At 40.0% G+C, this 13,757-nt stretch carries 11 protein-coding genes and 1 riboswitch; of the genes, 8 read left to right on the top strand and 3 right to left on the bottom strand.

The features are described from left to right. Positions 1-104 precede the first annotated feature (104 nt). The 7 genes from EL171_RS09505 to EL171_RS09475 all read left to right on the top strand — a co-directional run bounded on the left by EL171_RS09505 (position 105) and on the right by EL171_RS09475 (position 9,977). Positions 105-338, top strand: coding sequence for a (2Fe-2S)-binding protein (locus EL171_RS09505; RefSeq protein WP_005384972.1), 234 nt, complete (start codon positions 105-107; stop codon positions 336-338). A gap of 233 nt (positions 339-571) precedes the next feature. Continuing rightward, a complete protein-coding gene (locus EL171_RS09500) occupies positions 572-1,720 on the top strand; it encodes a glycoside hydrolase family 3 N-terminal domain-containing protein (protein WP_005384973.1) in 1,149 nt (382 codons plus the stop codon). Between the two features lie 147 nt (positions 1,721-1,867). Then, positions 1,868-3,019, top strand: a complete 1,152-nt coding sequence (gene fucO, locus EL171_RS09495; protein ID WP_039968847.1) for a lactaldehyde reductase — start codon at positions 1,868-1,870, stop codon at positions 3,017-3,019. Between the two features lie 455 nt (positions 3,020-3,474). Further along, positions 3,475-5,019, top strand: a complete 1,545-nt coding sequence (locus tag EL171_RS09490; RefSeq protein WP_005384975.1) for a ClC family H(+)/Cl(-) exchange transporter — start codon at positions 3,475-3,477, stop codon at positions 5,017-5,019. Between the two features lie 46 nt (positions 5,020-5,065). Then, the gene (locus EL171_RS09485) at positions 5,066-5,860 is read left to right on the top strand and encodes a sulfite exporter TauE/SafE family protein (protein WP_005384977.1); all 795 of its coding nucleotides are present in this window, start codon (positions 5,066-5,068) and stop codon (positions 5,858-5,860) included. A 494-nt stretch (positions 5,861-6,354) separates the two neighbouring features. Then, entirely contained in the window at positions 6,355-9,177 is a 2,823-nt protein-coding gene (locus EL171_RS09480; protein WP_005384978.1) for an FAD-binding and (Fe-S)-binding domain-containing protein, read from the top strand. 191 nt (positions 9,178-9,368) lie between these two features. Next, on the top strand, positions 9,369-9,977 hold the full coding sequence (locus tag EL171_RS09475; RefSeq protein WP_005384980.1) for a tetratricopeptide repeat protein: 609 nt from the start codon (positions 9,369-9,371) through the stop codon (positions 9,975-9,977). 432 nt (positions 9,978-10,409) lie between these two features. Here EL171_RS09475 and EL171_RS09465 read toward each other — a convergent pair whose 3' ends face one another. After that, on the bottom strand, positions 10,410-10,787 hold the full coding sequence (locus EL171_RS09465) for a type II toxin-antitoxin system HicB family antitoxin (protein ID WP_005384984.1): 378 nt from the start codon (positions 10,785-10,787) through the stop codon (positions 10,410-10,412). 9 nt (positions 10,788-10,796) lie between these two features. Further along, entirely contained in the window at positions 10,797-10,973 is a 177-nt protein-coding gene (locus tag EL171_RS09460; RefSeq protein ID WP_005384986.1) for a type II toxin-antitoxin system HicA family toxin, read from the bottom strand. Between the two features lie 248 nt (positions 10,974-11,221). Between EL171_RS09460 and EL171_RS09455 the strand changes: the two genes are divergently transcribed. After that, complete coding sequence (locus EL171_RS09455) at positions 11,222-12,124, top strand: DUF3829 domain-containing protein (RefSeq protein WP_005384987.1); 903 nt, start codon at positions 11,222-11,224, stop codon at positions 12,122-12,124. Between the two features lie 237 nt (positions 12,125-12,361). Here the strand turns inward: EL171_RS09455 and rarD are convergent, their stop codons facing one another. Beyond that, positions 12,362-13,252, bottom strand: a complete 891-nt coding sequence (rarD, locus tag EL171_RS09450; protein WP_005384989.1) for an EamA family transporter RarD — start codon at positions 13,250-13,252, stop codon at positions 12,362-12,364. A 269-nt stretch (positions 13,253-13,521) separates the two neighbouring features. Next, a riboswitch (cobalamin riboswitch) is annotated at positions 13,522-13,697 on the top strand. Positions 13,698-13,757: the final 60 nt, after the last annotated feature.

Below are 13,757 nucleotides of genomic sequence, written 5' to 3'. Positions count from 1 at the left end.
AAGTATTTAATACTATACATAATGTAGTATGTAATACCATAAGTCTATTGATGCTGTGTATAAGTTAGTATAAAGATATTCAAGTGAATAGAAGAGGAATATATATGGATTTTGAAGAAAACCAAGTGCCAGAGGCAATTCTGGACAAGCTTATAAAGGTGTGTACATGCCGTAGCATTACACGTAAAACGATTAAGGAAGCCATTTTGAATGGTGCTCATACATTTCCTGAGGTAAAAGAGGCAACACGTGCTGGCACGGGTGCTTGCGGTGGTAAAGGCTGTGGACCTCGTATTGTAAAGCTTTTAGCAGAAATGAAAGAGCAAGGTAAAATTTAAAACTGAGCAAAACTTAAGATTAAGTAAAATTTAAGACTAAGCAACAGTTAAGTGTAAGTTTGCCCTTAACTCATATAAAGACTATTACTTCAAACCAATACGGTATATATTCGTAGGTTTTGGGTAATAGTCTTTTTTGCGCTAACGATTCATGAGATGTATTGGCGTTTTGGGGTTGTCTTTATTATTTGATATACTATACATAATACTTTTTAGAGATTTTGGAGGTATATATGTTTCGACGTATCGTAGCAGCTACGATGATTGGCGCGTTGGCGCTTACAACGGGTTGCGGTTTACATAATCCATTTACTTCTAAGGATGAGCCTGTAACCTATGAGTCTGTGGCTCAGAGCGAGCTTTCACCAGAGGAAAAGGTGGACAAATTAGTGGCTAATATGTCTGACGCAGACAAGGTGGGGCAATTGTTGATGATTGGTATCCACGGCAAGACCTTGAACGATGATGCTAAGTTTATGATCAATGAGTACCGCGTAGGAGGCATTATCTTGTTTGACCGGAATATGGAATCTAAAGATCAAGTGAAATCGCTCATTGCAGACATTAATAAAACTGGTAAAAGCGCCGGTTTAACGCCATTATTCATCGGTATCGACCAAGAGGGTGGTGCCGTGGCGCGCATGGAGGATCAGCTCATCAAGGTTCCTCCTGCAGAAGAGTTAGGTAAGGAACCTATTGAGCAGGCGGTATCCTTGGCCAAACAGTCTGGTACGGAACTTAAAGACTTGGGATTCAATATTAACTTTGCTCCTGTAGCGGACTTGGGCTTGACCTATGGTCGTTCCTTTAGTACGAATCCTGATGAGGTCGTACGCTATGCCAGTGCAGTAGGCAAGGCCTATGATGAAGCGGGCTTGTGGTATTCTTACAAACATTTCCCAGGTATTGGTAAAACAGACGTGGATTTACATGCTGATACCAGTGTTGTGCCAGTATCTAAGAAAACATTGCTGAATGAAGATACGAAGGTGTTTGTAGACCTTGTTAAACAGTCTAAACCGAATACATATGCAATTATGGTGTCTCATGCGATGTACCCTCAAATCGATCCAGACCATCCATCTAGTCTATCTAAGACTATCATTACAGACTGGTTGCGCAAGGATATGGGCTATAACGGTGTTGTCGTAACGGATGATATGGATATGGGTGCTCTCGCTAAACACTACACCTTCGGTGATATGGCGGTTCAATCTATTTTAGCTGGTAGCGATATCTTGCTCGTATGCCACGAGTACGAACACATGCAAGAGGCGTACAATGGCCTTATGAAAGCTGTAAAAGACGGCCGAATCTCTAAAGAACGACTCGATGAATCTGTGAAACGAATCTTGCTCATGAAAATGAGTAGAGGCATGTAAGATTGAAATTTTTGTATTCTACATTCTGTATAAAACTATATAGTGTATACATAACACAGCTTCAAGGATTTTAATAAACCGATAGAGAATTACTTATTATAGTTATTCTCTATCGGTTTATTTTTTATTCGTTAGGAGTGAATGTATATGGCTCGGAGAATTATGTTGAACGGTACGTCCTATTTTGGGCAAGGGGCGATTCAGGAGATTGTGAACGAAATTAAGAATCGCCATTTTAAAAAGGTTCTTGTTACGTCTACACCTGATTTGTTTGAGTTTAAGGTGGCTACAAAGGTAACAGACCTACTTGATGCGGCAGGCATTGCTTACGATGTATATGATAATATTAAGCCAAATCCAACCATTGAAAACGTAACATCTGGTGTGGCTGCTTGTAAGGCGGCAGGTGCTGAAGCTATCGTTGCTGTAGGCGGTGGCAGTGCTATCGATACAAGTAAAGCTATTGCTACGATTATTACAAATCCTGAGTTCAGCGATGTGCGTAGCCTTGAAGGATTGGCACCTACGAAACATCCATGCTTGCCGATTATTGCTGTGTCTACTACATCTGGTACGGCAGCAGAGGTTACGATTAACTACGTTATTACAGACGTTGAAAAGAATCGTAAATTCGTTTGCGTTGACCCTCATGATATCCCAATCGTAGCCATTGTAGATCCTGATATGTCCGCATCGATGCCAACAGGTCTTTGCGCATCTACCGGCATGGATGCTCTTGTTCACGCCGTAGAAGGTTATATTACAAAAGGTGCATGGGAACTCACTGATATGCTTCATTTGAAAGCTATTGAAATTATCGGTCGTTCTTTGCGTAGCGCCGTAGCTGGTGACTTCACAGGTCGTGAAGCCATGTCCCTTGGTCAATATATTGCAGGTATGGGCTTCTCCAACGTAGGCCTCGGCATTGTTCACTCCATGGCACATCCATTGAGTGCTGTGTATGATATCCCTCATGGTAAAGCGTGTGCCATGCTGTTAACAGCAGTCTTGAAATTTAACGCTCCAGCTACAGGCGAGAAATATCGTGAAATCGCTCGCGTTATGGGCGTTCCTGACGTAGACGGCATGGATCAAGAAACATATCGTCAAGCAGCTATCGATGTGATCCAAAAACTAGCTGACGATGTAGGCATTCCTAAATCATTAAGCGAAGCTGGCGTAAAACGAGAAGACATTCCATTCCTCGCTGAATCTGCTTTCAACGATGCATGTACACCTGGTAATCCACGGGATGCATCTATGGAAGAAATCATTAGTATCTATGAATCCATATTCTAAGGAATTTTAGGATTTGCTAGCATATAGTGTTTCATGATGTATAGGATTTAATACTATAATGTGGTATCAATATTTAGACTAGTCTAAATATTTTGCTAGTCTAAATAATCTAATAGTCTAAATGATGCCTAGCTCTAGCCCTAAGAACTTTACATCTTTAGAATCTTTACATATTTCAGATGCCTCCGAATATGTAAAGAAAATACATTTACACACTTGCTTAACAAAACTAGCCATCTCGTTTTCGAGGTGGCTAGCTTTGCGTTTGAAGAGCTATCTATTGTCTTGTTATTTGGATTTTTAATTTTACGTTTAGTGAGATAGCTGTTTTATACGTAATCCTTTCTTGAAAATGGTGGTTTACATAAGTATACTAAGGATATGAATACATAGTTTGGTTGTATGTATGTTTTTAGATAATAAGCCAGATTTGGTCAGTGCTAAGGAGGAATGTTATGAAGCTATGGAAATTTAATAAGCGCAGTTCTACCTTAGCAGATATGTCCATGAATCGTATGTTGTTGACGGAGCTCATTGCGAAGGGCGCTCTTGTGGGTGTGATTGCAGGCTTTTGTGGTGCTACCTACCGCTATTTGATCCTTGAATCTGAGCATATTCGTTGGCATTTGATGGATGGCATTACCCTAGAGTGGGTCATAGGATGGCTTGTGGTGATGGTCATCTTTGCCTTTATCGTAGATCGATTGCTCGCATGGGCTCCATTGTCTGGTGGTTCTGGTATTCCTCAAATCGAAGGGGAAATGCTAGGGCTCTTTGATATGAAGCCGTATCGGACTTTAGCTTCCAAGATGATTGGTGGTGTATTGACTGGGTTTGCAGGCTTTTCTGTAGGTCGTGAAGGCCCAGCCGTACAAATTGGTGGCTCTGCCGGCAAGATTGTGTCCTATTGGATGAATTCAGGACTGCGTGAGCAGCGCATCTTAACCTCTGCTGGTGCAGGGGCAGGCTTAACGGCTGCATTTAGTGCGCCCGTATCGGGGGCGATGTTCGTTTTTGAAGAGGTCCATAAAAGCTTTTATCCGTATCTCGTTGTACCTACATTTGTAGCTACCTTGATTTCTAATTACATTACGGTTAGTATCTTCGGCCTAGAACCGGCCCTTGGATTTTCGGTAACCTCAGGGGTTCCTATTGAGTACTTTCCTGTACTGCTTATGGTGGGCGTTATCATGGGGCTCTGTGGGGTGCTATTCTGTCGCATGATCTTCGCATTCAAGAAGTTCTTTGAATGGCTCAAATGCTCTCGGTTCTTGAAATTAGCCCTTACCTTTGTGGCCGTAGCGGCCATCGGCTTTGATTCTCAGCTCCTCTTGGGTGGTGGCAATGATCTTGTGGGCCAGTTAGCCTTTCAATCGCATGGCGTATTACTCTTAGGGGGCATCGTATTAGGTAAGATTTTACTTACCACCTTCTGCTATGGCAGTGGTGCGCAAGGCGGTATATTCTTGCCTATGCTCGTTATAGGGGCCTCAGCAGGTGCCTTTTGTGAAAGCGTACTTTCAACGTTAGGCCTCATTTCTCCTGATTTTGTACCTCAATTCGTCATCTGTGCCATGGGTGGTATGCTAGCAGCTGCGATGAGAACTCCGATTTTGGCGATATTGCTCGTCCTTGAAATGACGAATAGCTTCTCAAATATTTATGCTATCGGTATTGTTACACTTGTGGCATACCTTGTGGCAGAGTTGTTAAAAGAGCCGCCAATTTACGATTCCTTATTGCAAGCCATGACCGGTCAAAGCCATTTAGAATCAGTGCAAACCTTCTTCCAAACTAAGGTGCCTGTAGTAGCAAACTATACAGAGGTGCAGTTACAAGACTTGGCATTGCCAGATGGCACATTAATCGTAAGTATTCGTCGCAATGGTACCTACATTGTACCTCTTGGGGATGTGAAACTTGAACCAGGTGACGAGCTACAAGTCTCTTGTGAACGAGGACGATTAAAAGCAGCGAAAGACTTTTTCCAATCGAATTAGTTATAGCAAAGAGATATTTCCAATCTAAGTAAAGGGAGACCTTATTATGCTGGATAACATTATAGTATTTTATATATTCTTTACCATAGTCGGCTTTTTAGCGGCTATGCTAGGCACCATCATCGGTGCCGGAGGGGGCCTTGTGTTCGTTCCTCTCTTCATGTACTGGTTCCCGGAGTGGTCCCCATCTATGATTGTAGGGACATCACTCTTTTCCGTTATGTGTAACGCCGTTTCTGGATCTATTGCGTATATTAAGCAGAAGAAGGTACATATCAGTGCGGCCATAGTCTTTAGTTTATCTACCTTACCAGGTGCTATTTTAGGGGCCCAAATGTCTGGTTGGTTTTCTGGACAAGGCTTTATGTTTGCCTTTGGGTGCTTTATGCTATGCGCTTCTGGTTTGATTGGATTTAAGAACTTCAAAAAAGGGGAGCGGAAGGAAGAAAGCCTTACTCTTGATCAGCTAACGTATAGCAAGCCTATTGGCATTAGCATTAGCTTTTTTGTAGGTTTTATCTCCAGTATCTTTGGTATTGGTGGTGGCCTTATTCATGTGCCGGCCCTAATTTATCTCATGGGATTTCCTACCCATATGGCTACAGCTACAAGCCAATCCATCCTTGCTGTATCTACAATGATCGGCGTTATAACACATTTAATCGAAAATCATATCGTCTTTAGCATCGCCATCCCTACCAGTATTGGTGCCGTTTTTGGTGCCCAAGCAGGGGCGCGCATCGCTAAACGTTTGAAAGCAAAATCCATCCTTGCCCTTATGAGTGTTGCCGTTTTTGCATTAGCGGTACGCCTTATTCTTAAATCTGGTATTCTTGGATAATATAAGCCCTCTAGTGGTTACTCGAAAGAGTTATTACTAGAGGGCTTTTTATATGTAAAGAAACTGTTAATGGTTATATTAGGTAGGCAATTTAAAAAGGTATGAGTAAAAGTCATAACTAAATATAAATGAGAATAAGAAAAATGAAATAAATTAATTATACCAAATTTATGCATAATTTTTGTAAACTATTTACTATAGAATTATATGCAGTGTAACTCATGTTTTATGGGATGTTTAGTACTCATTTGTTATGGCGTAATGAATATACTTAGTAAATAAAATAGTTTTAATATAACATATGAAAAGATGAGTACATGATAATGCTATTGAGATGCACTTTCAACTAAAGAAATAAAAACACAGTGCATATCGAGAATTGTTAGAAGACATATAATTTATGCATAATTATAGTAGTGAGAATGAGAACGGCGTATACTAAATATAAGACAATATAAGATATATTCCTTAAGAGAGGATAGGAGGAAATATAAGTGAGTACGCTTACTAGAGATTATGAACGTTTTGCCAAGGAGGCAAAAGAGATTTGTAAAGATCGTGTGTATACCGATCATTTACGTCGTTATGCATATGGCGTTGACGCGTCCTGTTACAGTTATTTACCAAAGGTTGTTGTAAAGGCTGAGGATGAACGGGAAGTACGACGCCTTATTCGTTTATGCCAACAATGCGGCACACCATTTACATTCCGTGCAGCTGGTTCTTCGTTATCTGGCCAATGTTCCAGTGAAGACGTGCTCATCGTATGTAATGATGGCTTCAAAAAAATGGAAGTTATCGACGATGGCAAGGCTTTAAAATGCGAATGTGGTGTTATCGGTTCTGATGCAAACGATTTGTTGAAACCATACAACCGCAAAATCGGTCCAGATCCTGCTACGCTTGCAACAGCATTAGTAGGTGGTATTTTGAACAATAACTCCTCTGGTATGTGCTGTGGTACGGCTCAAAACTCCTATAAAACAATCCGTTCCATCCGCGTTGTATTGCTAGACGGTACTGTTCTTGATACATCGGACAAAAAATCCATTGAACAATTCCTTCGTGAAAAACCTCAAATGGTAGAAGAAATCTTGCAATTGCGCAAAGAAATCTTAGCCGACGAAGAATTGACTCATTTGATTCATCACAAATACAAAATCAAAAATACTACAGGCTATGGCTTGAACTCCCTTGTTGATTTCGAAGACATCATCGACATCATCAATCACTTGTTTATCGGTTCTGAAGGTACATTGGGCTTCGTATCTGAAATCGTGTACAACACTGTTGAAGACGTACCTCATAAAGGTTGCGGTCTCATGTTCTTCAAAACATTGAACGATGCATCCTTGGCCGTTGTAGCCTTGGCTAATATGGGCCGCGATAAGGTTGTTGCTGCAGAAATGATGGACTATCAATCCCTAAAAGCCGTTCAAACTCTTGAAAATGTACCAGACTTCGTTCGTGAAGTGCCAGAAGGTACAAGCGCTATCTTGTTCCAAACTGAAAGCTATTCCAAAGAAACTGTAGATGAAAATCTAGCTTTCATTAAAGATAAATTGAAAGACATCCCAACAGCTATCCCAAGTCTTTACTCTCAAGATCCTAAGGAATACGATTCCTGGTGGGCTATCCGTAAAGGTATCTTGCCAATCGTTGGTGGTCAACGTAGAAAAGGCACTACTGTTATCACAGAAGACGTTTGCTTCCAAATCGAAGACTTCACTAAAGGCATCGAAATGCTTACTGAATTATTCCACAAATACGATTTCGTAGACGGTGGCGTAATCTTCGGTCATGCTTTGTCTGGTAACGTTCACTTTAACATTACACCTGATTTTAGCGACCCTAAAGATACTAAGAACTTCGGCGACTTGGTAAAAGAAATGTCCGAACGCGTATCTGGTTTCGGTGGTTCTTTGAAAGCTGAACATGGTACAGGCCGCATGGTAGCACCATTCGTTGAAATGGAATGGGGTAAAAAAGCGTACGAAATCAACCGTCGCATCAAAGCCATCTTTGACCCTGAACGCATCTTGAACCCTGATGTTATGATTACTGATGACCCAGATGTGTACAAGAAAAACCTTAAAGCTCAATGCGTTATCGATGATGCTTTCACAATTTGTATGGAATGCGGTTTCTGTGAAAAACATTGTCCAAGTCGTAACTTAACATTGACTCCACGTCAACGTATCGCATTGTTACGCGAAACTAAACGCCTTGAAAACGAAGGTAACTTCACATTGGCGTCTGAACTTAGAAAAGGTTACGAATACTTCGGCGTAGATACCTGTGCTGCTTGCTCTATGTGTAAAGGTCTTTGCCCACTCAGCATCGATACTGCTCAAATCGCATTGTCCATGCGTCGCATCGATCCACCTGCACCAGAATTGGCTAAGAAAATCTACGATAACTTCTCCACAACACTTCAAATGTGCCGTGCTGGTGTAAGTCTTGAAGGTATTGCGGGCTCTATCATTACACAAAAAGCGATTTCTAAGATTACTGAAGGCTTACATGGCGTAACAGGTGTTACACCGTATGTACCTAAAACAACGCCTAAGGCTAATCGCTATAAATTGAAAAACCGCATTAAACCTACTAACTTTGAAAAGGTTGTATACTTCAGTACTTGTGCGAACCGCGCATTCAAACCTAACCAAGGTTATGACGATGATCGCAGCTTGCAACAAGTTGTAGAAAGCCTCTGCAACAAGGCTCACATTGATATTATCTATCCTCAACATATCGAAAACCTCTGCTGTGGCTTGAGCTTTGAAAACTACGATGACGTTCACGAACGTGCTGTTAAGGACTTGCATGATGCATTGATGAAAGCATCTCAAAATGGTAAATATCCAATCGTGATTGACCATAGTGCATGCTTCAACCATGCGTTTAAACACATGCCAGACTTAGAAATCAACGATATTTCTGAATTCTTGTGCAAATACGTAGTGCCTCATCTCGACATTGAAAAATGCGATGAACGCGTAATCGTACATAAACAATGTAAGATTAAATCCTTGAATAAATCCCAATACATCGAAGACTTGGCTCGTCTATGTACAGACCATGTATTCAACATTAAATCCTTCGCATGCGACGGCTTTGCTGGTCAAAAAGGTTTCTTCACACCAGAACTTAACAAAGCTGCTACAAAAGACCTTGCTGGTGAAATTGCTGAATACGGCGCAACACTAGGCGTAAGCTCCAGTTCCACATGTGAAATTGGTCTTGGTGAAAGCGGTGGCATCCCATTCGTAGGCGTTGCATTCCTATTAGACCGTTGCTCTAAAGCAAAACAATAAGATTTATAACATTACCTACCATATAACGAAAAAGGACGAGTTGCGGCTCGTCCTTTTTTGTATATAGTTTTGGTATAATTGTAATGGTATTAAATAAATTATAAGTTACTACTACATATTGTAATCATATTAAATAATGAATATATACGACATAATGTGGTTGTATTATATAGATAATATAGAGGTATTGTATGAAATATATTCTATTATGTATTTGTTTGCTTAGCCTATTAGGTTGTGGCACAGAGACTAAGACCCCGCAAGACACTAAACCTACAACAACAGCTAACGAACAAGCTAAAAAAGATCAAGGTCAAGATGCTCACGTAATGGCAGCTAAGCAGGCTCTATCCTCTGGCGATTATGCGAAAACCATCGAGGAGGCAACAGCTTCTATTAAGGATAATCCTAATAATGCTGAGGCTTATTCCATCCGTGGCTTTGCTATGGCGTTAAATGGGGACACAGCTAAAGGATTAGCAGATACTAAAAAGGCTTATGATTTAGATTCTAATAATGTAGCGAATTACTACAATATGGCTATGGTATACAAGTTACAAGGCCAGTTGAACGATTCTAAACAATGGTTTGAAAAGGTATTAGAAAAGGACCCTAGTAACACCTGGTCTGTGTACGGTATTGCTACCATTTATGCAGACCAAGGGAATGATACGAAGGCCCTTGATTGGCTTGAAAAAGCAATTAACATTGATCCATCTGTGAAAGCTGTGGCCGCTGAACAAGACCATTTTGAACGCTTTCACAATAATGCGCGATTTAAAACATTAGTAGGATTATAGGCATGGATGTGAAACAGATGATTCGCCTTATTATAAAGGCGATAGGATTTATATATTGGTTTGTTTTTCTATACCTTGGTGGTCTAATGGTCGTAGACTGGTCAGGGTTTATGTCCCAACATAATATAGAAACACCTCTATTCCTTACATACTTAGTTTTTGTAGGATGTTTTGTAATACCGTATATTATGCTGTACTGGAAGAAGCTAAATCCTAATGTGAAGGTTCCATTTTTGGTGCGCCATCTCTCCGAATTTATGGCGCGATTAGAAGATCGCCATAGCATATGGTTTGATGTGCTATATGTACTAAAATTATTGCTCTATTTCGTAATAATTCTGTGGATGCTTTGTATCATAATACTCACCTTTGCAGTTATTGCGTGGACAATAGTCCTAATTTTGCTGAGCAATTGATGATGTAAATTTACATTCACATTGTTTTCTCTACTAATGCTTCTTGTAAAAGCTGAGAAAAATTAATTCCTTTAGCTAATGCTCGATCATTTAGCCAGGCAGGAATTGTTAAGGTTTTCTTTACGGATTTACTATTTTTAGCTAAATCAATATCTGTTTGTACTAATGTAGGATACGTTGTATCCGTACAAGGTAAGTTGCGAATAGATGTAGGTGTAGGTAAGCTTTCTCCATCTTCTAAAGCTCCTAGAATATACAATTCCATAGCCTCTTGGGCATTAGTTACGAGCTCTGTTAGCGTTGAGCCAGTACTGCTAGTATATTCTAAGTCTGGAAACTCAGCCCAGAAACCATCAGCATCATCATGGATTATAGCAGGGTATATAAATTTCATAGATCCTCCTCATTTTAGTCCTGTACGTTTTAAAATTGCATTTAATAAGCCGACAGGTACATCTTTTCCGTGTACGGCAATTACTTCAACTTGATTATCCTTTTTCAAACGATGATGACTGCCGCGTTGCCGTACATCCTTCCAGCCGTTTTTGAGTAGCAGTTTTAGTAGATCTTTATCTTTCATATGCTCTCCTTTTATAGTAACACGTGTACACGTATAAAACAATTGACAGGAGTTATATTTCTTATATTTCTAGTCTAACCGTATATAAAGGAAAACAGGGGTGACCATTGGTCACCCCTGACTCTATTAGTCACTTGACAAAATAGATATATGATTTATATGCATTAATTCTATTTATATAAATCATATTGGTATATAATTAAGGTATATAAATCGGGTTGTATATTGATGAAAGGAGAGAATTCATCATGAAACCATTGGGTAAACGGATTGCAATGGCTGTGTTGTGTGCGGCCACATTGACATCCCCCTTATTGTTGAGCGGTTGTAGTATGTCGGAGCTATGGCAGGGCACTGAACAGAGTCGCAAGGAAATTGCACAGCGGTCTGAGCAGGATCAGGTACAGTTATTTAATCAATATGTGAAAGCCATAAGCCGATTTAACCGCATGGCGGTAATGTTTGATTATGCGAATAGGCCAACTCTTAATGAGTTAAAAGCGGGGCAGCATTTAACTGTATTTAATGCACCGAACTTTAAACAGCTACAAAAAGAATTAGAAGAGGCTAAGCAAGCAGGTATTCCGTATGATGAAATGAAGGAGCCTTTAGATAAGCTACTTTCAAAATTGAACGAAATTACACCGGTTGCGGAAGAACTTGACGCATACTATAAATCTAAAGGGTATACTACAGATAACTATGCTAAGGAGCAACAATTAGGACCTAAATATGTTCAGTTGTATGAACAATTTATTCCTATTTATGCTGACTTTGATAATTTAATGCATAAGATTAACACGGACCGATTGCAACAACGATTACAACAATTGCGTGATGCAGGTAAGAAAAATGCAGCCGCTGCACAAGAGGTTTCTTTGCGACTTACTGCAGTCCTAGAAAAGCTAGATAGTGAAAAAGAACCAGATGTAAATGCTATCAATCAAGAGCTACAAGCTATTGGTGATTTAGCGAATGGTATTGCTAGCCCTCAGTATGACACTGTTAAGACTTCTGTAAACTCTACGATTGGTGCCATTCGTACTTATATGGGATCCAAACAAGATAACGATTATAAACATATGGTTGAGGCCTATAACCGTTACATTTCCAATATGAATACAACCAATATGAATGAATTGGATCAATAGAGTTAATACGGATTAAGACGGATACGTTATATATGAGTTAATATAAGTATGAGCATCATATAAGCGTAACTTAGTGTAAGTATTATATAAGCATAAGTTAATGTAAGTATTATATAAAAAAGCTGTATCGAATGAGGATATCATTTGATACAGCTTTTATGAGTTTATAGGTTAGATATAGTTTCTAAAATGGTTTATGAGATTGCATGCAGATGGCATACGCTCTCTTGTACTTAACTACATTTTTCTAATGGTTGTAATTTGATTTGATAATGAGAACAACACTAAGGCTATCCAGATACAACCAAAGGCGATCATTTGTGGTGTGCCAAAGCTTTCACCAAAGTAGAAAATAGCTAGCAACAAGGCAATGGTAGGGGAGACATATTGTAGGAAGCCTAGTAGGTTGAGCGGCAATAGTTGAGCGCCATAGGAGAATAGCACCAATGGAACCGATGTTGTTAGACCGCAGGCTATGAGTAGCATGGACGTATACCAGTCTGTGCTGAAATAGGACCATACTGTATTATCGATCATGGTCGTATAGAGTAAGGCTAGCGGTGTTAATAGCCAAGCCTCAAAGGCGATGCTCGTAAAGGGAGAGATGAGTAGTTTCTTTTTGACGACCCCATAGAGGCCAAAGGAAACGGCGAGGATCATCGACACTAACGGCAAGGATCCCACTTGATAGGTGAGCAAGGCGATGCCGATGGTAGCGATGAGAACACTTAGCTTTTTTGGTACAGATAGAACCTCTTTAAATAGGATGACACCTAACACCACATTGAAGAGTGGGTTGATGTAATAGCCAAGGCTCGTGTCCATAACTTGGTTGTTGGCGATGGCCCAAATGTAGGTAAACCAATTTACGCTGATGATGACTGATGCCATCAACAGTAGTAATAGTTGTGAACGCTGTTCTTTTAGTAATTGAAAGTCCTTTTTGAACTGTTTAAAATGTAGGCCAAATACGACGATGGCCATGCAAATGCCTGACCAGATAATGCGCTGTGCCAGTATATTATATGGTGAAACATGGTTTAATAATGCCCAATAGAGAGGGAGTAAGCCCCAGATGATATAGCAACTAAGGGCTGTTATTAGACCTTTTTTACTTGTATGCTCCATAATGCCTCCTTGTGATTGTATACATTATATCACGCATTGTGTTTGCATTTGTGCGTAGGCTTAGATTTTATGATGATTTGTACTCGATTTATAACTCGATTTGCAGACAATGAATACGTATATTTGATAGCGATGAATACGTATATTTGAAAGTGATGAGTTTTTATCATTTTAAATATGCATTAGTTATAACCTAAAATTTGATACTTATGATTAACTGTTATGTTCATTGACTTTGTGCATAATCTTACACTATATTGGACTTAGAACAACGAATATAGAGAATAGGTGTCGCAAGACTTAATAGAGAAATCGGTACAAGCCGATGCGGTCCCGCCACTGTAAGGACGAGCCTGCTTTCAAAAATGTCACTGGAGCAATCTGGGAAGGCGAAAGTAAGGCGATGAGCCCGAGCCAGGAGAACTGCCTATTTGATAATCACCGTTATGTACCTACGAGCGATAGGAAGGGGATTGAGGTATGCTGGTTTCAGTGTTTTTTTGGC

The sequence above is a fragment of the Veillonella dispar genome (assembly GCF_900637515.1).
Lineage (GTDB): Bacteria > Bacillota > Negativicutes > Veillonellales > Veillonellaceae > Veillonella > Veillonella dispar.
This window is presented reverse-complemented; position numbering and strand designations above follow the sequence as displayed.